22 protein-coding genes are annotated in these 25,360 nt (G+C 41.7%); 12 read left to right on the forward strand and 10 right to left on the reverse strand.

Annotated features, from left to right (window positions below; translation table 11 throughout):
* Positions 1-102 precede the first annotated feature (102 nt).
* From IEW93_RS02365 to IEW93_RS02405, 9 genes are all read left to right on the forward strand, one after another.
* Complete coding sequence (locus IEW93_RS02365; RefSeq protein ID WP_188736558.1) at positions 103-666, forward strand: sigma-70 family RNA polymerase sigma factor; 564 nt, start codon at positions 103-105, stop codon at positions 664-666.
* Positions 659-1,366: a DUF3379 domain-containing protein gene (locus tag IEW93_RS02370; RefSeq protein ID WP_188736560.1), complete on the forward strand. Its 708-nt coding sequence runs from the start codon at positions 659-661 to the stop codon at positions 1,364-1,366. Before IEW93_RS02365 ends, IEW93_RS02370 begins: the two co-directional genes overlap by 8 nt.
* Positions 1,367-1,498: 132 nt before the next feature.
* A complete protein-coding gene (gene putP / locus IEW93_RS02375) occupies positions 1,499-2,956 on the forward strand; it encodes a sodium/proline symporter PutP (RefSeq protein ID WP_188736563.1) in 1,458 nt (485 codons plus the stop codon).
* A gap of 364 nt (positions 2,957-3,320) precedes the next feature.
* On the forward strand, positions 3,321-4,604 hold the full coding sequence (locus IEW93_RS02380; RefSeq protein ID WP_188736565.1) for an OmpP1/FadL family transporter: 1,284 nt from the start codon (positions 3,321-3,323) through the stop codon (positions 4,602-4,604).
* Positions 4,605-4,819: 215 nt separating this feature from the next.
* Positions 4,820-5,869: an efflux RND transporter periplasmic adaptor subunit gene (locus IEW93_RS02385; RefSeq protein WP_188736567.1), complete on the forward strand. Its 1,050-nt coding sequence runs from the start codon at positions 4,820-4,822 to the stop codon at positions 5,867-5,869.
* Between the two features lie 3 nt (positions 5,870-5,872).
* Positions 5,873-9,112 (forward strand): efflux RND transporter permease subunit, encoded by a 3,240-nt coding sequence (locus IEW93_RS02390; protein ID WP_188736569.1) that lies wholly within the window; start codon positions 5,873-5,875, stop codon positions 9,110-9,112.
* Positions 9,113-9,157: 45 nt separating this feature from the next.
* Entirely contained in the window at positions 9,158-9,370 is a 213-nt protein-coding gene (locus IEW93_RS02395) for a YgaP family membrane protein (RefSeq protein WP_188736572.1), read from the forward strand.
* A 30-nt stretch (positions 9,371-9,400) separates the two neighbouring features.
* Entirely contained in the window at positions 9,401-9,778 is a 378-nt protein-coding gene (locus IEW93_RS02400) for a rhodanese-like domain-containing protein (RefSeq protein WP_373284860.1), read from the forward strand.
* Positions 9,779-10,525: 747 nt separating this feature from the next.
* On the forward strand, positions 10,526-12,970 hold the full coding sequence (locus tag IEW93_RS02405) for a S8 family serine peptidase (RefSeq protein ID WP_223418400.1): 2,445 nt from the start codon (positions 10,526-10,528) through the stop codon (positions 12,968-12,970).
* Between the two features lie 73 nt (positions 12,971-13,043).
* Here the strand turns inward: IEW93_RS02405 and IEW93_RS02410 are convergent, their stop codons facing one another.
* The 5 genes from IEW93_RS02410 to IEW93_RS02430 form a co-directional block, all read right to left on the reverse strand.
* Positions 13,044-13,634, reverse strand: a complete 591-nt coding sequence (locus IEW93_RS02410; RefSeq protein WP_223418402.1) for a CBS domain-containing protein — start codon at positions 13,632-13,634, stop codon at positions 13,044-13,046.
* Between the two features lie 600 nt (positions 13,635-14,234).
* Positions 14,235-14,771 carry a YaeQ family protein gene (locus tag IEW93_RS02415; protein ID WP_188736573.1) on the reverse strand — a complete coding sequence of 179 codons (537 nt, stop codon included), beginning with the start codon at positions 14,769-14,771 and terminating at the stop codon, positions 14,235-14,237.
* 76 nt (positions 14,772-14,847) lie between these two features.
* Complete coding sequence (locus IEW93_RS02420; RefSeq protein WP_188736575.1) at positions 14,848-15,759, reverse strand: precorrin-2 dehydrogenase/sirohydrochlorin ferrochelatase family protein; 912 nt, start codon at positions 15,757-15,759, stop codon at positions 14,848-14,850.
* A 7-nt stretch (positions 15,760-15,766) separates the two neighbouring features.
* Positions 15,767-16,126, reverse strand: a complete 360-nt coding sequence (locus IEW93_RS02425) for a rhodanese-like domain-containing protein (protein WP_188736577.1) — start codon at positions 16,124-16,126, stop codon at positions 15,767-15,769.
* Between the two features lie 140 nt (positions 16,127-16,266).
* Entirely contained in the window at positions 16,267-16,587 is a 321-nt protein-coding gene (locus IEW93_RS02430) for a putative signal transducing protein (RefSeq protein ID WP_188736579.1), read from the reverse strand.
* Between the two features lie 162 nt (positions 16,588-16,749).
* Here IEW93_RS02430 and IEW93_RS02435 point away from each other — a divergent pair, with 162 nt between their 5' ends.
* The 3 genes from IEW93_RS02435 to IEW93_RS02445 all read left to right on the forward strand — a co-directional run bounded on the left by IEW93_RS02435 (position 16,750) and on the right by IEW93_RS02445 (position 19,710).
* Positions 16,750-17,151: a DUF3224 domain-containing protein gene (locus tag IEW93_RS02435; protein WP_188736582.1), complete on the forward strand. Its 402-nt coding sequence runs from the start codon at positions 16,750-16,752 to the stop codon at positions 17,149-17,151.
* Between the two features lie 354 nt (positions 17,152-17,505).
* Positions 17,506-19,467 carry a putative bifunctional diguanylate cyclase/phosphodiesterase gene (locus IEW93_RS02440; RefSeq protein ID WP_188736583.1) on the forward strand — a complete coding sequence of 654 codons (1,962 nt, stop codon included), beginning with the start codon at positions 17,506-17,508 and terminating at the stop codon, positions 19,465-19,467.
* Positions 19,468-19,470: 3 nt separating this feature from the next.
* Entirely contained in the window at positions 19,471-19,710 is a 240-nt protein-coding gene (locus IEW93_RS02445) for a hypothetical protein (RefSeq protein WP_188736585.1), read from the forward strand.
* A gap of 77 nt (positions 19,711-19,787) precedes the next feature.
* Here IEW93_RS02445 and secF read toward each other — a convergent pair whose 3' ends face one another.
* The 5 genes from secF to queA all read right to left on the reverse strand — a co-directional run bounded on the left by secF (position 19,788) and on the right by queA (position 25,294).
* The gene (gene secF, locus IEW93_RS02450) at positions 19,788-20,735 is read right to left on the reverse strand and encodes a protein translocase subunit SecF (RefSeq protein ID WP_188736587.1); all 948 of its coding nucleotides are present in this window, start codon (positions 20,733-20,735) and stop codon (positions 19,788-19,790) included.
* 14 nt (positions 20,736-20,749) lie between these two features.
* Positions 20,750-22,600: a protein translocase subunit SecD gene (gene secD, locus IEW93_RS02455; protein WP_188736588.1), complete on the reverse strand. Its 1,851-nt coding sequence runs from the start codon at positions 22,598-22,600 to the stop codon at positions 20,750-20,752.
* Positions 22,601-22,617: 17 nt separating this feature from the next.
* Positions 22,618-22,950, reverse strand: coding sequence for a preprotein translocase subunit YajC (gene yajC, locus IEW93_RS02460; RefSeq protein WP_160055628.1), 333 nt, complete (start codon positions 22,948-22,950; stop codon positions 22,618-22,620).
* A 25-nt stretch (positions 22,951-22,975) separates the two neighbouring features.
* Positions 22,976-24,100 carry a tRNA guanosine(34) transglycosylase Tgt gene (gene tgt, locus IEW93_RS02465; RefSeq protein WP_188736591.1) on the reverse strand — a complete coding sequence of 375 codons (1,125 nt, stop codon included), beginning with the start codon at positions 24,098-24,100 and terminating at the stop codon, positions 22,976-22,978.
* 153 nt (positions 24,101-24,253) lie between these two features.
* Complete coding sequence (queA, locus tag IEW93_RS02470) at positions 24,254-25,294, reverse strand: tRNA preQ1(34) S-adenosylmethionine ribosyltransferase-isomerase QueA (protein WP_188736593.1); 1,041 nt, start codon at positions 25,292-25,294, stop codon at positions 24,254-24,256.
* Between the last annotated feature and the right edge of the window lie 66 nt (positions 25,295-25,360).

The raw sequence follows: 25,360 nt of genomic DNA on the forward strand, positions 1-25,360 counted from the left end.
CCAATCACCCCAGCTCAAATTTATCGCTGGGGTGATTTGTCTTGCTATTCGCCCTTAGGGTTTTTAAGCTATTGAACATGTTTAACTAAAAAAAGTTAAAAAATGTTCGGACGCTTGCGAAATAAAAAGACTGATGTCGCGGTCTTATCTGACATGGTAGCAAAACAACGACGATACGATAGCCTTGTCAGGGCACTTCATACCGACATATTCCGTTACGCCTTTTGGCTTTGTGGCGATAAACATGTTGCTGAAGATATCACTCAAGAAACGTTCTTACGAGCGTGGCGCGCTTTAGACTCTTTAAAAGATGACAAAGCGGCAAAGGCGTGGTTAATCACTATTTTACGACGCGAGAATGCCAGACGCTTTGAGCGCAAACAATTTGACTACAGTGATGTCGAGCAAGAGTTATTAGAAGATGTATTTTCAACCAGTAATGAAGATGAAACCGAACAATACTGGCTACGGCGCCAAATAGGTAAGCTTGATATCGAGTATAGTGAACCATTGTTATTGCAACTTATTGGTGGTTTTAGCGGTGATGAAATTGCCGATATGCTCGAACTAAATCGCAATACAGTCATGACACGTTTATTTAGAGCGCGTAACCAATTAAAAGAAGCATTAGAAGCACCCGAGGTAAGAGGTCAATCAAATGGATGATCTACAATTTCGTCGCCAGGCATATGGCGATCCAAATAATCAATCTGACGAGTTTTTAGCACACCTTACTGAAAACAAAGACGATGCTGAATTTGTCAAAGACCTAAAAGCATTTGATAAAAAGTTAACCGCGGCATTACACATTGATGTGCCAAATGATTTAGCAGAAAAGTTACTGTTACGACAGCAATTAAGCGAACACCAAAACAGTAAAAAACGTGGCCGTTACATGATGGCAATGGCTGCGTCGATTGCTTTTGTGGTGGGCATTAGTGTGAGTTTATTGCGTTTAACACCCATTAACTTATCTGAAAACTCATTAGCCCACGTGCACCATGAAACCAAAGCATTAATCATGGAGCAAGATATTGGCTTTAACGACGTTAATTTTAAACTCGCAAGTGTAAAAGGCCTAAGCGAGTCTAAATTTATCAAGCAACCTGGCCGCGTTTTTTATACTTCGTATTGTGACTTTCAAGGCGTGAAGTCTTTGCACTTGGTGATGGCTGATGAGCTCGGCAATAAAGTGACCTTGTTTATCGTCCCGGCAGAAAGTCGCATGGTATTAGAAGAAGCCTTTGCCGATAATCAATACAAAGGAAAAAGCTTTCAAACAGCAGACGCCTATATGGTTTTAGTTGGTGAGCCAGCATCTGATTTAGACTTTGTCAAAAAAGAAGTTGAAAACACCTTCATATAACATGATCAATTTTTAACTAAAACCCGCTATCCCTTTGAATAGCGGGTTTTTTATAGATGAAAATTTTAAAGTGTGATATTGCTCAAACTTCTGCTAGGATTGCGGCCATAAAAATAATTCAATGGGCGCATTATGGAAATTCAAACACCAATCATCATTACTTTTATTGGATACCTGGCATTAATGATGGGCATAGGTTACTGGGCTTATCGCAAAACTGACACGGTAGACGACTATATTCTTGGCGGAAGAAAAATGGGCCCCGCCGTAACAGCGCTCAGTGTCGGCGCTTCAGATATGTCAGGCTGGCTGCTATTAGGACTGCCGGGTGCCGTTTATTTAAGTGGACTGGGTGAGGCATGGATTGGTTTTGGCCTCATTTTTGGCGCGTGGTTAAACTGGTTATTTGTTGCCAAGCGCTTGCGTATTTACACCCAAATGGCAGATAACTCGCTCACACTACCAGACTTTTTCGAAAATCGCTTTAATGATAGCCATGGGTTATTAAGAGTCGTTTCGGCTGTGACCATTTTAGTGTTTTTCACCTTTTATGCCTCTTCTGGCATGGTGGGTGGTGCCATATTATTTGAAAAGGTATTTGGTCTAGACTACACCACAGCTCTGGTCATTGGTTCGTTTATTATTGTTTCTTATACTTTTATTGGTGGTTTCTTTGCAGTAAGTTGGACCGACTTCTTTCAAGGCTGTTTAATGTTAATTGCCTTACTGATTGTGCCGGTTACCATATTTAGTCAACCTGACACTCAAATAGGATTTGAGCAAATCGACCCAGCAATGTTGTCATTTATTAACGACGACACCACAGTATTAGGCCTAGTATCGCTTCTTGCGTGGGGCTTAGGATATTTTGGACAACCCCATATTTTGTCGCGTTTTATGGCTATAGGCGATCCAAAAGAGTTAGTGCTGTCTCGCCGAATAGCCATGAGTTGGATGGTGTTATCGTTAATTGGAGCACTGGCAACAGGGATTGCAGGCAGCTTATATTTTGCCGCAAATCCATTAGAAAACGCTGAAACGGTCTTTATTAATCTTGCTCACGTTGCATTTAACCCGTGGATTGGTGGCTTGCTGATTGCCGCTATTCTTTCAGCCATTATGAGCACTATTGACTCTCAACTACTGGTTTGCTCGAGTGTGATCACCGAAGACTTTTACCTTAAATGGTTACGCCCAAAAGCCACTGATAAAGAACTCATGTTGGTTGGCAGAATAGGTGTTATCGCAATTGCTCTGGTGGCTGGCATTGTGGCGCTTAACCCAGAAAGCAGCGTCCTTGGCCTTGTAAGCTATGCGTGGGCAGGTTTTGGGGCAGCATTTGGACCCGTAATATTATTGTCGTTGTTTTGGCGTGGTTATAGTCGTAATGGTGCGGTATTAACCATTGTCGTAGGCGCTATAACGGTAGTGGTCTGGAAACAGCTTTCTGGTGGCATATTCGATTTATATGAAATTGTACCAGGTTTTGTATTGGCTACATTAGTCGGTATTGTGGTGAGTAAACTATCCCCACCAGCCCCTAAAACCATTGCGGACTTTGACCGTTTTAATGATTCATTAAAGTCATAACCAACACTAGATAACACTAGGTAACACAACCATATCAATGAGGTTGTGTTACCCTCCCACCATCTGTTCCGTCCAATTAAACTACCCCTTGATTTTTAACGTTTATTTTACATTCTATTTGCATGAATAAATTTTAATTAATTTATTTATTAAAAATGTGAGCAAGCCATATTTACATATACTGCTATGGTATCAACCACCTAGAACACCACAAAACCAAAATTAACCTAATATTAACAACAACTAACATCTGGTCGGAGTTGTTGGCAACATGGCACTTACCTAAGATGCCACAAACTTAACACCATAAGTGGTCCTACAAGTTAACATTTGCAGGTCATGATAATAATAAATGGAAATAATAATGAATAAGTTCAATAAGACTCTTCTTGCTTCAGCCGTGTTAATGGCCAGCGCTCAAGCATCTGCTGCGGGTTTTCAACTTAACAGCCAATCAGCGACCGGTATTGGTCGTGCTATGGCTGGCGATGCCGTCATTGCCGACAATGCATCTGTTTTATCACGTAACCCAGCAGCCATGGCATTATTTGATAACACCTCATTATCTTTAGGTGCCGTTTACGCCGATATCGATGTGTCAGTTTCTGATGTCACTGGTTCATACGGTGGTCAGGATGTTGACTATGGCAGCGAACACGATGCTGCAGAGTCAAAAGTTATCCCAAATTTTTATTACATCAACCCAATTGATGATAAATGGGCTTTTGGTGTTGCCGCATTTAGTAACTATGGAACAGGTACAGATTTAACCTCATTAGCAGACAGAACCCCTACCCTTGGGGGTAATGCCGTACCATTACCAACCCCTGTCGATTTACTGGGTAATACTGAAGTAGTTACCATTAACCTAAACACCAGTGTTTCATACCGTATTAATGACCAATGGAGCCTTGGCTTAGGCCTTGATGCTGTTTATGGCAGTGGCACCTTAACTCGTACCACTGAAAATACTCAAATTGGTACTATTGTTGACGTAGAGGCCGACGGTTGGGCATTAGGCGGTATTGCTGGTGTAGTGTATGAAATGAATCAAGATAATCGTTTTGGCCTAAGCTATCGTTTAAGCCCAACATTAACCGCTAAAGGTGATGTGAATTATGCTTATTCTGAATATAACGAAATTGATATCCCAATTGCCGACATTGCTCAATTTGCCGGGTTCCACCAGCTAACCAATGATTTTGCAGTGCATTACACCGCACAATGGACCAACTGGAGCAAGTTTGACAAAATCGAAGTCATTGATGGCGACAACGGTGCAGCACAAACTGATCTAAAAGAATATCATTGGAAAGATTCATGGTTTCTTAGCTTAGGCGCAACTTACAATCTAAGTGAAGATTGGACATTACGTGCAGGTATTGCCACTGACGAAGGTGTTGTTGATGAGCATTCTTCGCTGTCAATTCCTGATTCTGACCGTACTTGGTATACCGCAGGTGTAAGTTACGACCTCACCAACAAATCAAGCGTTGATTTTGGCATTGCTTTTGTTCGCGGTAAAGATGTTACAGTGTTAGAAAACAGTGCAATTTTGCCCATGGTTACGGGCTTAGACAGTGAAATATCAGCACAAACACGCTCAAATGCTGTGTATTATTCAGTGCAATACAACTACAGTTTTTAAGCCAAAGATTAATTAAGAACACCCTTTAGAGCATCGCCTAAAGTAAGCCGTTCTGTTAACTCAAGCAATTTCAACCAAGCCGCCTTTTACTTGTTAATGGGCGGTTTTTTTATATCTATTCGAGCTAATATATGAAATTTTTCTAATAAACCTATTGCGTAAAAAACCAAAGTTCATTAGAATTTTCTTATAGACTTTGTAAAGGTGGTATTATTATGTCTCGGTTAATCAGCTCTTTCTCTCTCATCGCAATAATTTGCTCAATGAGTTATTTCCCCGTAGGGTCATCTCAAGAGTTTGACACTTTGACGCTTCAATATGCAACTCACCTACAAACACGAGTTTTTGACGCAAAAGTTGAACCCATTAAAGCGGCAACGGTATCTGCGCAAACATCAGGTCGCATAATTAATATCCATTACGATGTTAATGATTTAGTGCCTCAAGGTGCGGCCCTGCTTGAAATAACCAACAAAGAACAAGGGGCGAGCTTAGCAGGCGCTGAAGCTGAATTAGCAAAAGCACAAGCCGTTTACAGTGAGGCTCAAGCGCAATACATCCGCTATAAAGAACTGTTTCCCAAAGGGGCTATTTCAAAAGGAGCTATGGATGAAGCAACCGCTGAAGCCAAAGCGGCAAAGCAAGCTGTTAGTGCCGCAAGAGCTCAACTGATTAAAGCAAAAGAAAGCCTAAACTACACCATAGTCAGTGCTCCATTTAGCGGCCGTGTGACTCAACGCTTTGTTGAACAAGGCGAAACCATCTCTTACGGCCAAGCGCTGTTTTCGGGTTACGACACCGAGCAGCTTAGAGTGGTTTTTCAGGTGTCACAGCAAGATTTAGCATTTATCAGGCAACTTGACCTTATTCGCATTCAACTCGCAGATGGCCAAGAAATTACAGCAACTGACATCAACCCATATCACTTTGCTGACGCTCAAACTCATAGCCATACTGTTAGGGTAAACTTTGCCAACCCAAATAGCACCGCCCCCCTTGTTGGCCAGTGGGCCAAAGTCATGTTTGAGCAACCAAGCAAACCGACATTATTGGTGCCGATGTCTGCTATTCATCGTGTTGGCGATCTCACCTCGGTATACCGTAAAAATGGCGACAAGCTTGTGCTTAACCAAGTACGCTTGGGGGTTGTAGATCACATCAATCTGCAAGCACAAGTACTATCAGGATTAATGCCATCTGATGAAATTGTTATCGACGCTGCCCAATATTTAATACACAGCCGCGCCGCTAAAGCGAAGGAGTAATGTATGTCTCCTGAAAAACGTTCAACTCGTTTAGGGATCTCTGGCCGTATAGCCAAAGCCTTTCAAAATAGCGCTATCACCCCGTTACTCGCCATTTTAGGCCTATTACTCGGTATTTTTGCTGTCATCATTACCCCCAAAGAAGAAGAACCGCAAATTGATGTCACCTTTGCCGATGTGTTTATTCCTTACCCTGGTGCAACACCAACTGAAGTTGAGCACCAGGTGACACTGCCTGCTGAACAAATCATTTCTGAAATTAAAGGCATCGACACCCTGTATTCTTTTTCACAACCCGACGGTGCATTGATTATTGCTATCTTTGAGGTGGGCGTTCCACGTGATGAAGCGGTAGTTAACCTTTATAACCAGCTGTATTCCAATCGCGATAAATTTAATTACGCTGCGGGAATTGGGGAGCCATTAATAAAACCCCGCGGTATTGATGATGTGCCCATTGTCGGATTAACCCTTTGGTCTGAAGATCCTAGCATGACAGCAGAGCAGCTAACCTCTGTGGCCTCTGTGATTGAAACCGAGCTTAAACGGATCCCCGGCACCCGAGAGATTTACAGTCAAGGGCAACATGAACTGGTATTAAATGTACGTTTAGATCCAATCAAAATGAACAGTTACGGTGTCACCTTTACAGACATCAGCAGTGCACTTCAAGACAATAATCAAACCTCTGCACTTGGTTCTCTGACGCAGTATAATCAAGAAGTTAAACTAAAAACAGGTGAGTTCTTACGTAATATTGATGACGTTAAAAACCTATTAATTAAAGTCAACACTGCCACCACCACAGGCGCTGCAGGTGTAGTGTATTTATCTGACATAGCCGAGATTCAATTACAAAGTGACATTCCTAAACAAAATGTTTGGCATGTGAATCAACAAGGCAGTTACCCGGCTGTCACCATTGCTATTGGCAAGCAAGCTGGCCAAAATGCAGTGGATATTGCCAATGCGGTGCTTTCAAAAATAGATGCCGTCGACAATGTGTTGATCCCCGACAATGTTAACGTCGCGATATCGCGCAATTACGGTCAAACCGCAGGTGACAAGTCTAATACACTTATTTTTAAACTCATATTTGCCACCTGTGCCGTAGTGCTGTTAGTGCTGTTTACTATGGGAGTTCGTGAGTCTGCGGTCGTAGGTATCGCCATTATCATCACGCTTGCCATTACCTTATTTGCATCCTGGGCGTGGGGGTTTACGTTAAATCGAATATCATTATTTGCCCTCATCTTCTCAATTGGGATTTTGGTTGATGATGCGATTGTGGTGGTCGAAAACATTCATCGCCATATGGCGCTTAGCAATAAACCCATGATTGAACTTATTCCACTTGCGGTTGATGAAGTGGGGGGGCCAACCATTTTAGCCACCTTTACCGTTATTGCGGCATTGCTGCCAATGGCATTTGTGTCCGGACTCATGGGACCATATATGAGCCCTATTCCTATAAACGCCAGTATGGGAATGCTTATTTCACTGCTCATTGCCTTTATTATGACACCATGGTTGAGTGGCCATTTACTCAAAGAGCATAAACATCACAGTAATAGCGAACCTTATACCGAATCAGAAACAGCATTGACGCGCTTGTTCACCAAATTAATGAGCCCCTTTCTCATTGGTGAACATGCAGGTAAAGCACGCAAAGGCCTAGCACTTGGTATTATGTTGCTCATCGCATTCGCAGTAGCCTTGCCAGTATTTCAAGCGGTAGTGTTAAAAATGCTGCCATTTGATAATAAATCTGAGTTTCAGGTGATGGTTGATATGCCTGAAGGCACACCTGTTGAACAAACCCAGCGAGTGTTACAAGATTTAAGTCAGTACCTAACAACCATTGAAGAAATCGAACACATTCAGCTTTATGCTGGCACTCATGCACCGATGAATTTTAATGGTTTAGTACGGCATTACTTTTTACGCAGCAGCCAAGAGCTGGGCGACATTCAAGTTAATTTAGTTGATAAACAATACAGAGACCGTGACAGCCACACGATAGCGTCATCGGTACGGGAGCCATTACAAAACATCGCATTAAAATATAATGCCAATGTCAAAATAGTTGAAGTTCCCCCCGGGCCACCGGTGTGGTCTCCTATTGTTGCTGAAGTCTATGCCCCCACCACTGCACAGCGAGAACAAGCAGCCAATGATTTATTGCAACGCTTTAAACAGACAGAATATGTTGTCGACATGGACATCTTCTTGCCAGCTCAGCAACAGCAATGGCAAGTGATAATCGATCGCAATAAAGCCCGTTTATTAGGCGTGTCCTATAGCAGTATTGTTCAAGCCATCAGTAGTGCAGTTAATGGTGATGACGCGAGTTACTTGCACCTTGAAAATCGTAAACACCCAACACCAATCCGCCTACAGGTGAACGAAGCCGCCAAGGTAGATTTACTGCAAGTGTTGCAGTTACATTTAGCGAGCCAAAGCGGTGAGCATATTGCACTTAATGAGCTTGTGAATATAAAACAACAAGCAATTAACGCAGCTATTGTTCACAAAAATATGGTGCCGATGATCATGGTAGTTGCAGATATGGCAGGCCCTACAGGCAGCCCACTGTATGGGATGTTTGATATGGTCAGTCAAATTAATCATGAAACAGAACAAGGTGAGCTTAAATACCCTATTGTTCAACGTTTTGTAGAACAACCAGATGGCTTAACCGACGTCGCTATTTTATGGGATGGCGAGTGGAAAATTACCTACGAAACCTTTAGGGACATGGGGATTGCCTATGCCGTGGGCATGATAGCCATTTACCTGCTCGTGGTCGGGCAATTTAAGTCTTATATTGTGCCCCTTATCATTATGGCACCCATTCCATTAACTGTGATTGGTGTTATGCCAGGACACGCACTACTAGGAGCGCAATTTACAGCGCCATCAATGATAGGGATGATAGCTCTGGCAGGAATAATCGTGCGTAACTCAATATTACTGGTCGATTTTATAAATCAGCAAACGGCGGCAGGCGTTTCATTTGAACAGGCCGTGATCCACTCAGGAGCCGTTCGAGCAAAACCCATTATGCTAACGGCACTGGCTGCAATTATTGGTGCATTGTTTATTATCGACGACCCTATTTTTAATGGGCTAGCAATAAGCTTAATTTTCGGGATTTTTATCTCAACCATTTTAACGCTTATCGTTATCCCCGTTCTTTATTTTTCAGTAATGAAATCAAAATTAACGACAAAAACAAACTAGTTACTCATGCTAATTAACCGGGTGTTACACCCAAAGGAGCTCGATATGTCATTAGAAAGAAGTATTATGGCCTTTGCAGGCTTTATGGTTTTATTGTCTTTAGTGCTTATGGCAACCGTTAGCCAACATTTTATCTGGCTTACTGTGTTTGTTGGCGCTAACCTATTACAAAGTGCCTTTACAGGTTTTTGCCCTGCTGCCATCATTATGAAAAAGATGGGTATTAAAACAGCAGCAGAAATTGCCCTAGGTAAATAACCGTATTGGGTTAACAACAAGGAACACCTGTTGAAAAAATCTATGCTCAAAACAATCAAACCTATGTTGACCGTACTGCTATTGGTGTCGGGATGCCTAACAACACCTTTGTTTGCGACAGAGCAACAAGGTTCTGTCGCATGGCAAAAAATTCACCAAAACGCCACATTAATTGACGTGCGTACAGCTGAAGAGTTTGCAGCAGGCCATATTGAAGGGGCGATTAATATTCCATTTGAAAATATCGTTACCGAGCTAGCCAAACTCAATATCGCTAAAAATACCGAAGTCGTGTTGTATTGTCGCAGTGGACGCCGAAGTGGCATTGCGCAAGATGCGTTAATCGAGCAAGGTTACACTGCAACCTATAATGCCGGTGGTTTTGATACATTAATGTCTACGCGTTAACTAAATAGCCTTATACCCCTAATCAACCTGAATATGCATGTTGCTGATCTTCTTCAGGTTGATTGGGTTTATCATAAGGCCACTTTTAAACAGTAAGTTTCCTACCTCAACAATTTCTACAAAAAATAGCCCATCTCAAATAACAGTAAATCTGGATAAACTCAAATTAAACAACACTCTACACTAATAAATTCGATATAAGCGCGATGTCACGTATAAATGCAATATAGTGAATGTAACGCTAAACCACTTATCATACCAATCAGTAAGAATGGGATCATTCTTACATCGCTTATAAAGGTCGTTAGGAATGTTGAAGGTAGAACAACGAGCTCGCTGCAATTTCTGCCTTATTTTAAGCGATTTCTCTTACGCTATCTCTGATCACTTATTTATCCAGATTTGGATTAACCAACGCTAGAAAGCATAAAAAATTTAAATAAATATTTTCGCATATTTTGCACTTTAACCACTTTTTTTAGTAAAGCGCTTTCATCAAGCTCAATGTCTTTATACATAGCTATACCGCCTACTAATCTATCGCAACACATCAGAATATTTATTCACATATAACAAATTAAAAATCAAAATCAATCAATTGCAACACGTTGGCAGCACCCCTATTTTGTTAACATTTTGTTTACATAATGTTATTTTTTGATTACATTTTGTCCCGTTAAGCAGAATAGCTTAACTGTAAACATAATTATAATGACCTATTTTTACCCTGATAACATGGAAGATAAAATGAAAAACAACCCCAAAAAAATAACGATGCTGAGCATGACAGCACTCGCTTTAGCTGTCTCGACCCATATCAATGCGCTACCGTTACAACCGTCAATTTCCATTAATAATCAACAAATTGAACAGCAATCACCATTACCTAAACGCTATATTGTGAAGTTTAGAAACGACAATGCTGCACAAGTGATGAACGACATTGCCATCAGCCAAAGTGCCAGCAATGACACAAATTTAAATAGCATGGACTATCAACCTCGTTCAAATGAGGTGTTTACTCAGCTAAGAGCACTCAACAGTGTCAAAGCTCGAGAGATGAAACGAATTGGTCGAAGCAATAGTTATTCAGCAAAACTCGACAGCGCCTCAATTAAAGCACTGCGTTTACGCCAAGATGTAGAATATGTCGAAGAAGATTTACCCCGTCGCCTATTAGCAGAAACCACACCTTGGGGACAAACTTATGTGGGTGCAACCGTGCTCAGCGACAGCCAGACAGGTAATCGCAGCATTTGTATCATTGACTCAGGTTACGACCGAAGCCACAACGATTTAAGCGGTAATAATGTTACAGGCACAAACAACTCTGGCACGGGTAACTGGTATCAACCTGGCAATAATAATGCCCACGGCACGCATGTAGCAGGTACGATTGCCGCTATTGCTAACAATGAAGGCGTAGTAGGTGTTATGCCAAATCAAAATGCCAATATTCATGTTGTTAAAGTGTTTAACGAAGCTGGCTGGGGTTATTCATCTTCATTAGTGTCAGCAATTGATACCTGCGTGAATTCAGGTGGCGCCAATGTTGTCACCATGAGCTTAGGTGGTAGCGGTTCAAGCACCACTGAGCGCAATGCATTAAACACCCATTATAACAATGGAGTGTTACTGATTGCTGCAGCAGGTAATGCTGGCGACAGCAGTTACAGTTACCCAGCCTCATACGACAGTGTCGTGTCAGTTGCAGCGGTTGATAGTAATCGCGATCATGCTGCATTTTCACAATATACCGATCAGGTTGAAATCTCGGGTCCAGGAGAGGCCATTTTATCGACTGTCACTGTCGGTGAGGGCCGTACAGCCGATATTATCATTGCAGGCCAATCATACTTTAACAATGGCGTTGTTCCGCATAATCGCCTAACGCCATCAGGTAGCAGTTATGCTGCCGCGCCAATTAATGCAAGTGCAACCGCAGTTTTAGCAGAGTGCTCGGTCAATGGTACAAGCTTTAATTGTGGCAACATGAGCAACAAAATCTGTTTGGTTGAACGTATTGGCAACCAAGGTACAAGCTACCCTGAAATTAATGCTGTTAAGGCGTGTAAAACTGCTGGGGCGAGTGGCGTTATTGTATACAGTAATACCGCACTGCCAGGTTTACAGAATCCATTTTTAGTCGATGCCAATAGTGAAATATTAATCCCATCCATGTCAGTTGACCGCACTACAGGCTTAGCCTTAAAAGCTAAAATAGGCCAAACAGTAACGGTATCTAACTTAGGTAATCAAGATTATGAATATTACAATGGCACATCAATGGCGACACCACATGTTTCAGGTGTTGCTACCTTAGTTTGGAGTTATCATCCTGAATGTAGCGCAGCTCAAATCCGTTCAGCGTTAAATGCTACAGCCGATGATTTGAATGTTGCAGGCCGTGATAACAAAACTGGCTTTGGTATGGTAAACGCAACTGCAGCAAAAGCTTACCTAGATGAATCTTGTAATGGCCCTACTGATCCTGGAACAGGTTCTGGTGATAATGTTCTGGTTAAAGGTGTAGCCAAAACCGGTTTAGCAGGCGCCAAGAATGATGAGCTCTACTATTCATTTGACGTACCAGCAGGCGTTACAAACTTAAGTTTTACCATGAGCGGTGGTACAGGCGATGCAGATTTATATGTACAGTATGGCGCATCCCCAACAACCAGTAGCTATGATTGTCGACCATGGAAAAGCGGTAATGCAGAATCATGCCCAATATCGACAGCACAAGCTGGCACTTATTATGTAATGGTACAAGGTTACAGTGCGTTTAGTGGCGTAAGCTTAGTGGCTAATTACACTGAATCGACATCAGGTGGTGGCACTGGTGGCGCGGCAACATACACCAATACAAATAACTATACTATCCCAGATAACAACACCACAGGCATTACGAGTCCGATTACAGTAACTCGTACTGGCGACTCTGGAACGGTTTCCGTGTCGGTAGGCGTTGTTCACACTTATATTGGTGACTTAACAATTCAACTTGTAAGCCCAACAGGTCAAACGGTTGTGTTGCATAACAAGACTGGAGGCGGCACAGATAATATTAACCAGACCTATTCTGCAAATATGACAGGTGTTGAATCAAGTGGTATTTGGTCACTCAAGGCTGTTGACAGTGCAAGACGAGATACCGGATATATCGATACTTGGAGCTTAAGTTTCCAATAACCATTTACTCGCTCAAAAATAGCCACTCATGTGGCTATTTTTTATAGGTTAAGTTTTAGGGGATAAAACAGTTTTACTGGGTATTCAACATTGCTGGTTGTTGAATTTTAGTGATCACATCGAAAATAGTAGCAAATGAAGTCGGCGTACTAACATCGACTGCTAATTTTAATCTTCTGGCGATGTCATTAGCAGACAATACACCTCTAATTGCATGATGTTTTCTATCCACTACCAAGCAATGCTGTTGTCCTGCAGATTGCAATGTTGCAATAACATCACCGATTTTGGCATAGCTTAAATCATCGTAATCAATTGCTTTGAGCCTGTCTTTTGGGATCATAAAATCGGTGACTTTAAGCTGCTCACGTTGATGCCCTTCTGCCACTCGCTTTAATATTTCTTGATTATGTAACGATTCAAAACTGATCAACCCCAAAAATTCATTGTTTTTATTAATCACTAATTTAAGTTTAACGTGAGATTTTTGCATCAAGCTCTCTACCTCTACAGCAGAAGAGTTTGATTCTATGACTAATGGGGTCACCTTCTTAAAATCAGTAAAAATATTAACTGCCGACGACAAGACCGAGATATCTTCATGTGCTTCTGGCGAGGTTAATTCGTCGATTTTTTCTACCGGGTATAGTGCCAACTTCTTCACAACAACATCCTTAATCTACAACCGAAACTCAATATTAATAAAACCATACAAATCAAATGCATGGGACGTTTTAAAGCGTTTAAAACACGCTTAGATTATCTGCCTGAGTTTTTATTAGTACAATACCTTAAAAGATTAAACTTTGTTAATAATGTCAATATTAAGATTAAATTCACATTTAAATGTTAATGGCTGTAATAGGCGTAAAAAAGTCAGTTTAAAAAGATAAAACACCACAACCCTTTCCGATAAAAATATTACAGTGCCAGCTGGTGATTATTTCAGTAATGACCCAGAAACGTGTTTACATGGCCGATATTTAACATTCTGCCATCACAATATTTGTGAGTCCTTCCACATCAAAAGTACCAACTGGGCATTAGGTGATTTTTATTAGGCTTTGTGGTTCAAACACGTTATCAAGAGCTGCGAAGGAGATCCAAGAAGGGCAAATATAGTCCCCTTCTTAGACGGATGTTGGTGAAGCAATACGGCTTTAATTGACTAGCTCACCGGAGAGTAGGCAACAATGAGCACTTACTTTTGAGAAATGGTTTAACTCAGCTAAAATGACGCTGCTACACCTTATGAGCATTATGCTTATTTAAGTTTTTCTGGCTCAATTAATACGCTATTGTCTTTATCAGAAAACCAAACCTGCCCTTCGCTAATGCTGATCTGCAACGCCATATTTCTGTTCACAAATACTGCAAGTTGCTTAACCGCATCTTCAGGAAAGTTAACCACTGATAAATTATCATAGCGAGTGAGTGCTTGTTGATTTTGTTGCCACCAAATAGGCACACTACGGCCACCATAAGTATATAAAATCACCTGTTTGGCACGCCCACAGGCTTTGCGTAACCATTTTTCGTCGGCCTGGCCAAACTCAACCCACAAATTAATCTCATCACTTAAGCTCTTATCCCAAAGCTCAGCCTCATCATCAACACATAAACCTTTACTAAAGGCCAAAGTGTCTGATGCATTTAATGCAAACGCTAATAAACGCACCATCATACGAGTATCTGTTTCAGAAGGGTGTTGCGCCAGGGTTAACGCATGATCTGCGTAATAGTGGCGGTCCATATCGGCAATTTGAAGTGCAACTTTAAAAACAGTAGCTTTAGTGGCCATAGGGGATCTCTAGACATAAAAAAGCCGAGTCTACTACAAAGTACACTCGGCGTGTTAAATCAAACAGACGAAATCGTTATAAAGCCCCGGGACGCAAATGTTTCGCTATCGGAAAATGAGCGATTAATTGGGCTATTTTCTCCGAATTGGCAACAATCAACATTCGCTCACCTAGTTCATATTGTTGAGAAATTTCACTCAGTTTAGGCATGCTGGTTCTGTTTGCATCCCTACGTAGTAACTCATTTGTATCATCATCAACTGGCTCATCACTATAAATAACATCAAGCTTTTGCAATAACGGCATAGCCGCTATCGGCAATAAACAGGCAGGGGTATGCTCTGTCAGTAAGAGTATTTCGCCATGGCGTGTCATGTCTTGAAAAGCATCAATATAGCGTTGCTCGGTAAGGTTATCGAATTTGTCTTGATTACTGTTAAAAAATCGCTCCCAAAATAGACGACGATCTTTACCGTCGGCTAAGGTTTGCTGAACTTCTTCGCGTTTGCTAGCCACAAAATCAAATAAAGGTGCTAACGTTGCTGGTAACATGGTTTCTAATCGAGAACGAATGGTTCTGGCAAACACTGGAGCGGCACCAGCGGTACTTATGGCCACGACTAAACGGCCGCGGTCAACGATTGAAGGTGTGATAAAACGGCAATAAGATGGATTATCAACCACGTTAACCCAAATTCCCCGTTCATTTGCCAAGTCAGCAAAATCCATATTCAACTGCTCGTTTGCGGTGGCTAAATACACAATATCAATATTAGCAATATCATCTTGGGTAACAACACGTCGAGATAACCGAATACGCCCTTGTTGATGGTACATTTCAATGTCTTTGGCAACTTCAGGGGCTACAACATGAATGATGGCATCCGTTCGCGATAATAAATCGAGTTTTCGGGTAGCAACCTCGCCTGCACCAACAAGTAAAACACGTAAACCTTGTGTATCAACAAACAGTGGAAAATATTGCATTTATATCTCAATCTTGAACGATAGGAAATTGATGTTGGATCCAAGCACGATAGCCACCAACCATTGAGGCCACATGTGTATAACCCATTAATTGAAGATTATAAGCCGCTAACGCGGCTCTTTGCCCTGCACCACAATAAAGCAAAATCGGCGTAGTCTTATCTGGAAAACGATGCTCAATATCACGCTCAATAATGCCACGGCTTAAATGTTTTGCATTTGGAAGGTGCCCCTGTAACCATTCGTTATCTTCGCGCACGTCGATAAGTTGCCATTGGTCTTGTTGTTGATATTGTTCGATAGTTATTAACTTAATATGAGGCATGACAGATTCGACGAGACTGGCAAAGGCTTGAGATGCTTGCATAATGAGTCCTTCAATAAAATGACGCTACGGTATGATGAAAAGTAACTACGCCATAACCGATAAAAAGGTTTATCAATTGGTTTAAAAATTATAAACAGACACGAGTATTAAAGACACTATTATCGGGATTTTACGACGCGTTACGCGTTATGCATCTCACTTTTTTGAGCACTGCATTGCCAACAAAGTTCAAAGCTTCCTTCGTTCATTTCATGGCACTGAACACATTGCCATTGTAGTTTCTCAACGTCTAAAGAATCAAGCAGGGTTTGTGCTGCAGCAAGTTGGCTATCTGTTACCCACAACTCAACAGTTTGCATTTCAATAGGCAGGCCTCCCACACCACCAATCAATGCTTCGCCTTTAAGATCAACCTCTATACCACTGGTTTCCAGTAGTCCTTTCCATGTGTGAGCCTGTAACAAATTACCACCGGCTAATAATACTTTTCGATGTTCCATGCGTTATCCTACTGCATTGCTCTTGCTGGCAAATTTGTTTCATCCTACTTCGTCAACTAAACTCTGTCGAGTGTTGTTTATAAATTGGACATTTATCTTAAACGGTGATTACCTTAAGGTTATCTAAACCACCAAACAAAAAATCATGGTAAAGGATTAACAATGGCAAAAATTGTTTTAAAAGGTGTATTTCAAATTACCCAATGGGATGAAACGCCCTATGCTGAACATGATGATGGCAGCAAACAGACAATTGCACACATAACACAAACATATTCAGGAGATATCACTGGCACAGCAAACATTTGCTATGTGATGTCACATCAAAAAGACACTACTGCTGTGTTTTCTGGATTAGAGCGTTTAAGTGTAACAACGCCTGAAATAACCGGAGAGATAATGCTGCAACATAACGGCACGTTTATCGCTGGTGTTGCTCAAAGTCAATTCAGTATTATCGCGGGTTCAGGTACTCAACATCTTACTGACTACATTGGCCAAGGAGAGTTTATCTCAACTGAAAACGGCCAAGCTGAATATATGGTCACACTCAATATAGCTTAACGGAATACATTTCAGCCTTGTTAAAACACAAACAAGCATTTTAATGATACAAAAGCACTAGCCATTAATTATTTTGTCAGTAATTAGTACTGCAATTTATGGTCCGCAATTACATTTGGCAATATTGCCTTGACTCGAAAATGATAGCGATAAATATAAGTCAATTTGCAACGGTAACTAATATTAATAAGTGTTTTTAATCAAACAATTAAGAAATCAAACGCACAGCTTGACTGAATTGTTAAAATGTTACATTTACAGTACACTGTAAACTAACGGGCCAACGGTATTATTATGACTTTATATAACACCGTTTTTTTGAGCATATACAACCGACTATTAAGAGCAAATAGAATGCGGATATCCAAAATAATTTTACTTTCTTTAAGTTTATTAGTCGGTTTATCACTTTTAGTTATATTTACGCTCAACCAAAGTTTACAAGTCTTTAATCGAGATAATAACAACGTCAATTTACAACAATTTGATCAGCGAGATGTCGCCCACATAACAGATCATTGGGCTAGCATGTTATTGAATTATAAAATTGTGTCCGACAACCAAAAAAATTACGTTGTATTGTCAAAGATTGATAATCAAATAAAAGTCATTAGCCTTAATGACGCGTTTAACAACATCATGTTATTTAGTAATTTGCCTTTGCTGCTTTTAGGCAGTTTTGCTATCGGGATCCCGTTTTATATTACCCGCAGGCAAAAGAGAAAGCTGGATAACTCATTAGAAGTCGTCAATAACGAGACCAACAAACTACTCGCCGCTTTTAATATCACCCCGCCTAACGTTGAGCAGCAAAATACTATCTCAAAGCTGAGTTTAGCCCTTATAGAACTCAACAAACAAATACATGAGCAACAACACAGAAACATCATAAGCCAACATCAAGATAAATTGACCGGGTTGATAGACCGCCACGCCTATTTACAGCACTTACAAACCCAACTTGAACAGGCCCAAGCCCAAAAGAAAAAACAGGCTCTATTGTTTATAGACCTAGATGGTTTTAAACAAGTAAATGACTCATTTGGTCACAGCTTTGGTGATGAAGTGTTAATTCAGGTATCTCAACGACTTGCAACCGTAGTACGCAATCGTAAACTCAGCCATTTTACATCTGAATTAGGCTTAGAGTTGAGTTTGTCGCGATTAGGTGGAGACGAGTTCTCGATTTTTATTGAAGATCTACATAACGACAATCTCGCAATAGAAGTGGCACAAAACGTATTACAAGAAATAGAAGGTGATTTTGTACTCGGTAACAAATTAATTAAAATTGGCGCCAGTATTGGGATTGCGGTATATCCCGACAGCGCTGCCAACCCAAATACATTATTGCAAATGGCCGACGTGGCTATGTACCGAGCCAAAACCGATGGCAGAGGTATTTACCGCGTTTATTCACCCGAAATGGGCAATAAAATGCGCCGCTATCACTACTTGCTTGAAGAAATGCGCCTTGCTATGGCCAGTCAAAACTTCAGTTTATCTTTTCAGCCTATTGTGGATGTGCACGATTTCAGCATTGATTATTTTGAATGTCTGGTACGTTGGCATCACCCAACAGAGGGGTCGATTTCTCCTGCCGAATTTATTCCTATCGCAGAAGACTCCAATTTAATCTTAGAACTGGGTAACTGGATCCTCATTGAAGCCTGCCGCCAAATGGCCGCCTGGTACAATGCAGGCATGAATAAAGTTCGTATGTCTGTCAATATTTCTGGGGTTCAATTAGCACATGTTCCATTACATGACTGGATTATAGAAACCTTAAATAAGGTCGGATTACCACCCAAAGCGCTACTACTTGAAATTACAGAGTCATGCTTTATTGATGCATCAGAACAAGTAATATCTGACCTCGATAAATTGCGTAAATTAGGGGTACTGATTGCAATAGACGACTTTGGCACAGGCTTTAGCTCATTATCAACTTTGGCAAACCTTCCTGTTGATGTAATTAAAATTGATAAGTTGTTTATCGATCAAGCAAATATTAACCCCAAATATGAAAAGATATTAAATTCTATAAGCGACCTAGGCAAAACGCTTGATTTAAAGATTGTTGCAGAGGGGGTAGAAACGGCGCCGCAATTTGAACTTGTGAAAAAACTAGGCATAGATTGCATTCAAGGTTATTTAATTAGTCGTCCTGAAACATCAAAAGATGTCGGCAGTAAACTGATTGGCCAGAATGTTAATCACATTGCAATGACAGGCACAGGAGTTTATGCCCCACAAGCTGATAAAAGCGCTACTGTCGTACAAATAAAAGCGGGGGAACTAGGACTGCATTTGTAACAGATGAACAATAAATCGCTGGCAATGAGCATTAACATCAGCCGTATTGATACTAAAGTGGGTACCTTTAGGGTTAACGCTAAGATGACCAAGATACTGTCAATCACCTCTATTGAGATACTTGGCACTGATGGCTGGGAAGCTTTGATTATTGATATCAATGCACCATGGTACCAGACTGTACTTAAAGCGTGTGAGCGACACATTCAGCAACAACATCAGCAACATCAGCAACAACAATAGTTTCAATAAACGCCTATCACCCAAAAATAAACCCCAGCAATGCTGGGGTTTATTGTTAAGGCTTTTTACAATGCGTTTTAAGGCATCATTGAAGGTTGATCAGCACCTTCTTTTTCAATCTCTACAGGCAGCATGTGCTCGCGGTTAATACCCAATTTAATGGCTAAATAACTGGCCACATAAATCGATGAGTATGTACCTACAAAAATACCCAGTAGCAATGCTGTCGCAAAGCCGTGGATCATGGTGCCACCTTTAAGGAATAACGCTATCACAGTAATCAGGGTCGTACCGGTAGTAATCACCGTACGGCTCATGGTTTGAGTAATAGACGTATTGACGATTTCTTCAGGCGTGCCTTTACGCATTTTTAAGAAGTTTTCACGGATACGGTCATACACAACGATAGTATCGTTAAGTGAGTATCCCACAACCGTTAATAATCCCGCTAAAACAGTTAAGTCAAACTCTAACTGTAACACCGAGAATATCCCTAAAGTCACAATCACGTCATGAGCAAGTGCCGCTACAGAACCTGCAGCCAAGCGCCATTCAAAACGAAATGACACATAGATAAGAATACAAATTAAGGCAACAATAACCGCTAGGCCGCCCTGCTCTGCTAATTCTTTACCCACTTGTGGGCCAACAAACTCAACACGCTTTTGCACAACGCCTGCATCAATTGACTGCGCCGCGGCTAATACAGCCTCAACTTGAGCATCACTTTTAAGATCTTCTAGTACAGGTAAACGCACTAGCACATCGCGGCTCGAACCAAAGTTCTGCACCACTGCGCCTTTTGCTTCATCTGCCGTCATGGTTGCACGTAGTGCATTTAAGTCGGCAGGAGCAGAGAACTCCATTTCAACAACCGTACCACCGGTAAAGTCTAGCCCCCAGTTAATGCCCTGTACGCCAAGCGATACAAAAGAAGCAATCACTAGCACCATCGACATAATACTGATTGGCATTGCATGACGAAGGAAGTCGACTGTTTTATTTACTGAAAATAACTGAAACATATTCAACTTCTCCCTTAGATAGACAATGACTTGACGCGCTTACCACCCCAAATCGCATTCACGATTGAGCGTGTGCCAACAATGGCTGTAAACATCGACGTCGCGATACCTATCATTAAGGTAACAGCAAAACCTTTCACCGCACCGGTACCGACGGCGAATAAAATCAACGCAGTCATAAAGGTAGTGATGTTAGCATCGGCAATGGTTGAAAACGCATTACCATAACCTTCATGGATAGCTTGTTGAACACTACGGCCACCGAGTATTTCTTCACGAATACGCTCAAAAATAAGCACGTTTCCGTCAACCGCCATACCTACGGTAAGCACCATACCTGCAATACCTGGTAGCGTTAATACCGCACCTGGGATCATCGACATCACGCCCACAACCATGATCAAGTTTGCCATCAATGCAAGGTTGGCAATAAAACCAAATGCACGGTAGTAAATCATCATGAAGACAAGTACAACAACCATACCCCATACCATTGCTTGAACACCGTTTTCGATGTTTTCAGCACCGAGGCTTGGGCCAATAGTGCGTTCTTCTACAATCGTTACTGGCGCAATCAATGCACCTGCACGTAGAAGTAACGCTAGGCTTTGTGCTTCGCTGTGTTCAAGGCCTGTGATCACAAAATTGCGGCCTAAACGGGCTTGAATGGTCGCAACCGAAATAACCTCTTCAATCTTGGTCATTTTAACGGTGCCATCAGGATTACGTAGGCCGCTGTCTTTATATTCGATAAACAATGTTGCCATTGGTTTACCAATATTGTCTTTGGTTACGTTCGAGAAAATCGTGCCGCCTTTTGCGTCAAGATTAATCGCTACCTGTGGTCGACTGTATTCATCAAAAGTAGGTTGTGCACCCGTGATATGATCGCCGGTTAACATCACTTCTTTCTTTAATACAACAATGCCGCCTTCACGACGCTGATATACTTCAGCACCAGCTGGCACGCGGCCACTTGCAGCAGCACTAACGTCTGCATTGTCGTCAACCATACGAAACTCAATAGATGCAGTCGCACCTAGAATCTCTTTTGCGCGCGCAGTATCTTGCACGCCAGGTAGCTCAACAATAATACGCTCAGCGCCTTGACGTTGAACAACAGGCTCTGCAACACCAAGCTCATTCACACGGTTACGAATAGTAGTAATGTTTTGCTGTAAAGCTTCTTCCTTAATTTGCTTAAGGTAAACATCACTCATGGTTGCCAGTAAGATAAACTCTTTATCAGTACTCGCGTCGGTATAGACCATGTCATTACTGCGGGTTTTTAAGTAGTTTTCAGCTTTGCTAACTGTGTCAGCATCACGAAACTTAATCGCAATCCCTTTTGGGGTTTTACGAATACCTGCATAACGGATTTTTTCTTCACGTAGTTGGCTACGAAAATCAGCCACTTTGGCTTCTTCCATTTTGCGAATAGCTTCGCCCATGTCCACTTCCATTAAAAAGTGAACACCACCACGTAAATCAAGTCCTAACTTCATCGGCGAACCGCCAACAGCTTCAAGCCATTCGGGGGTTGCCGGCGCTAAGTTCAGTGCTACTGTAAATTTTTGCCCAAGTTGCTCTGCAATGGCTTCTTTAGCCAGTAATTGTTGCTCTGCATTTTGTACGCGAACTAACAATTGCCCGTTTTCAAGCTCTGCACGCTTAATCGCAATGCCTTTGCCTTCTAACATTTGCACAACATTGGCTTGAGTTGTAGCATTAACCTCAGCACCACGAGTTGCCACAACCTGCACTGCATGGTCTTCACCAAACAGATTCGGTATGGCATAAAAACCACCAATGGCGATGATAAGCACCACCATGATGTTTTTCCACATTGGGTATTTATTTAACACACCATAGCCCTCTTGGCTTATAACGACTGGATAGAACCTTTTGGCAATACCGCTGCGATGTAATCCTTTTTAATGGTAATTTGGTTGTTATCATTGATGGCCAGTAACACATAATCACTTTCTTCACTGATTTTGGTCACTTTACCTAAAATACCACCACTGGTTAATACTTCGTCACCTTTTGAAATCGATGCCATCAAATTTTTGTGTTCTTTAACACGTTTTGACTGAGGGCGGAAAATCATGAAGTAAAAAATTAACCCGAACATGACAAGCATAAAAATTAATTGCATGGTTTCGCCACCGGCAGCGCCACCCATTGGGCTTGCATAAGCATTTGAAATTAACATAGTTCTCTCTTCTTATTGGTTAAAATTAATCGACTAACTCAGGTACTTCACGACCAAGACTGGTATAGAACTCCTTCACAAAGGCGTCTAATGTACCTGTCTCAATTGCGCCGCGCAAACCTTCCATCAACATTTGATAGTAACGTAAGTTGTGAATGGTGTTTAAACGCGCACCTAGAATCTCATTACAACGATCTAAATGGTATAAATAAGCGCGTGAATAGTTTTTACAGGTATAACAATCACACTTAGCGTCTAATGGTGAAGTATCATCACGGTGACGCGCGTTACGGATTTTAATTACCCCTTCACTGGTAAATAAGTGACCATTACGAGCATTACGTGTTGGCATAACACAGTCGAACATATCTACGCCACGACGCACACCTTCAACTAAATCTTCTGGTTTACCCACACCCATTAAATAACGTGGTTTATCAGCAGGAATTTGCGGACAAACATGTTCTAAAATGCGGTGCATATCTTCTTTAGGCTCACCCACAGCTAAGCCACCCACAGCATAACCATCGAAGCCAATATCAAGTAAGCCTTTTACGCTTTCATCGCGCAAGTCTTCATAAACACCGCCCTGAATAATACCAAACAGTGAATTTGGGTTTTCCAAACGGTCAAACTCATCGCGTGAACGCTTGGCCCAACGTAATGACATTTGCATCGATTTACGCGCTTCGTCATGCGTTGCAGGGTAAGGCGTACATTCGTCAAAAATCATGACAACGTCTGAGCCTAATGAATCCTGAATTTGCATTGACTTTTCTGGGTCTAAAAAGATTTTTTCGCCGTTGATTGGCGAGCGAAAATGCACGCCTTCCTCAGTGATTTTACGAATGTCGCCTAAGCTAAACACCTGAAACCCACCCGAATCAGTCAATATTGGACGTTGCCAGTTCATAAAGTCATGTAAGTCACCATGCTTACGCATGATCTCTTCACCTGGACGTAACCATAAATGGAAGGTATTGCCCAATAAGATGTCAGCTCCTGTGGCGCGGACTTCTTCAGGGGTCATCCCTTTAACGGTACCGTATGTGCCTACTGGCATAAATGCCGGAGTTTCTACCGTACCACGGTCAAATATCAAACGGCCGCGACGCGCACGTCCATCTGTTGTGTCTAATTCAAATTTCATAAATCACCTTGCCAGATAAACAGTCTGACTTGTTTAGTTTCTATAGTAATGAGGGCAAATTTTAATGCTTCAAGGTTAAGAACACATTAAAACATCAAAACGCCCACTATTAGCGGGCGTTTGTTGGGGCATATTGTAAATCAATTTCGAGGTTTAGGGGGCTTTTTTCGTCACAAACATGGCATCGCCATAGCTAAAAAAGCGATATTTTTGTGCAATGGCGTGTTGATATGCGCTCATCACCTCATCGTATCCAGCAAATGCGCTTAGTAACATAATTAATGTTGATTCCGGTAAATGAAAATTAGTCACCATTGCATCAACAATTTTAAATGTGAAACCCGGGTAAATAAAGATATCAGTATCACCGCTAAATGCCTCCAGTGGTGCATCACCACAAGCGCGAGCTGCACTCTCTAGTGAGCGGACAGAGGTTGTACCAACTGCAACAACTCGATGGCCACGGGCTTTAGTTTGTGCAATTAAATCAATAACATCTTGCGGAACATTAGCCCATTCAGAATGCATTTTGTGCTCGAGTACATTATCGACACGCACCGGCTGAAATGTCCCAGCGCCGACATGCAAGGTCACAAAAGCAATATTGACCCCCTTAGCTTTCAATGCGGCTAACATTGCATCATCGAAATGCAAACCCGCAGTGGGGGCAGCGACTGCGCCAGGAGTTTGGTTATACACGGTTTGATAACGCTCTTTGTCCGCATCTTCATCTGGGCGGTCAATGTAAGGAGGTAAAGGCATATGACCGACTTGCTCAAGCACCTCTAAAATGGTGTTATCACCGAGTAACTCAAGTTCGAATAAGGCATCATGACGCGCCAACATCTTCATTTGGTAGCCAGCGTCTAAATTAATTAACGCATCGACTTTAGGCGATTTAGAACTGCGAACATGAGCAAGAATACGTGTGTCGTCGAGCATGCGTTCAACTAAAATCTCAAGCTTACCGCCAGTGGCTTTTTGGCCAAATAAACGCGCTGGGATCACGCGGGTGTTGTTAAACACCATTAAATCACCGGGGTTAATCAGCTCAAGTAAATCAGTAAATTGCTTATCCGCTAGCTGTCCATTTACACCATTAAGGGTTAATAGACGCGACGCATTGCGTTGTGCAGTCGGATAACGAGCAATAAGTTCATCTGGAAGGTCAAAAGAAAAGTCAGCAACGCGCATAATCATATCTCAACAGTAAAAACGGCCGCTAGTCTATGGCGAGCGCACGTTAAGATCAAGTTTACT

Source organism: Shewanella inventionis (genome assembly GCF_014641855.1).
Lineage (GTDB): Bacteria > Pseudomonadota > Gammaproteobacteria > Enterobacterales > Shewanellaceae > Shewanella > Shewanella inventionis.

What these genes read in the sequence shown, in the direction of transcription:
- IEW93_RS02395 (WP_188736572.1), top strand. Translation starts at nt 9,158, where the DNA reads ATGTCATTAGAAAGAAGTATTATGGCCTTTGCAGGCTTTATGGTTTTA.
- IEW93_RS02380 (WP_188736565.1), top strand. Translation starts at nt 3,321, where the DNA reads ATGAATAAGTTCAATAAGACTCTTCTTGCTTCAGCCGTGTTAATGGCC.
- tgt (WP_188736591.1), bottom strand. Translation starts at nt 24,100, where the DNA reads ATGAAATTTGAATTAGACACAACAGATGGACGTGCGCGTCGCGGCCGT.
- IEW93_RS02430 (WP_188736579.1), bottom strand. Translation starts at nt 16,587, where the DNA reads ATGGAACATCGAAAAGTATTATTAGCCGGTGGTAATTTGTTACAGGCT.
- IEW93_RS02365 (WP_188736558.1), top strand. Translation starts at nt 103, where the DNA reads ATGTTCGGACGCTTGCGAAATAAAAAGACTGATGTCGCGGTCTTATCT.
- queA (WP_188736593.1), bottom strand. Translation starts at nt 25,294, where the DNA reads ATGCGCGTTGCTGACTTTTCTTTTGACCTTCCAGATGAACTTATTGCT.
- IEW93_RS02405 (WP_223418400.1), top strand. Translation starts at nt 10,526, where the DNA reads ATGAAAAACAACCCCAAAAAAATAACGATGCTGAGCATGACAGCACTC.
- yajC (WP_160055628.1), bottom strand. Translation starts at nt 22,950, where the DNA reads ATGTTAATTTCAAATGCTTATGCAAGCCCAATGGGTGGCGCTGCCGGT.
- IEW93_RS02420 (WP_188736575.1), bottom strand. Translation starts at nt 15,759, where the DNA reads ATGCAATATTTTCCACTGTTTGTTGATACACAAGGTTTACGTGTTTTA.
- secF (WP_188736587.1), bottom strand. Translation starts at nt 20,735, where the DNA reads ATGTTTCAGTTATTTTCAGTAAATAAAACAGTCGACTTCCTTCGTCAT.
- IEW93_RS02445 (WP_188736585.1), top strand. Translation starts at nt 19,471, where the DNA reads ATGAACAATAAATCGCTGGCAATGAGCATTAACATCAGCCGTATTGAT.
- IEW93_RS02425 (WP_188736577.1), bottom strand. Translation starts at nt 16,126, where the DNA reads ATGCAAGCATCTCAAGCCTTTGCCAGTCTCGTCGAATCTGTCATGCCT.
- IEW93_RS02390 (WP_188736569.1), top strand. Translation starts at nt 5,873, where the DNA reads ATGTCTCCTGAAAAACGTTCAACTCGTTTAGGGATCTCTGGCCGTATA.
- putP (WP_188736563.1), top strand. Translation starts at nt 1,499, where the DNA reads ATGGAAATTCAAACACCAATCATCATTACTTTTATTGGATACCTGGCA.
- IEW93_RS02415 (WP_188736573.1), bottom strand. Translation starts at nt 14,771, where the DNA reads ATGGCCACTAAAGCTACTGTTTTTAAAGTTGCACTTCAAATTGCCGAT.
- IEW93_RS02435 (WP_188736582.1), top strand. Translation starts at nt 16,750, where the DNA reads ATGGCAAAAATTGTTTTAAAAGGTGTATTTCAAATTACCCAATGGGAT.
- IEW93_RS02385 (WP_188736567.1), top strand. Translation starts at nt 4,820, where the DNA reads ATGTCTCGGTTAATCAGCTCTTTCTCTCTCATCGCAATAATTTGCTCA.
- IEW93_RS02370 (WP_188736560.1), top strand. Translation starts at nt 659, where the DNA reads ATGGATGATCTACAATTTCGTCGCCAGGCATATGGCGATCCAAATAAT.
- IEW93_RS02440 (WP_188736583.1), top strand. Translation starts at nt 17,506, where the DNA reads ATGCGGATATCCAAAATAATTTTACTTTCTTTAAGTTTATTAGTCGGT.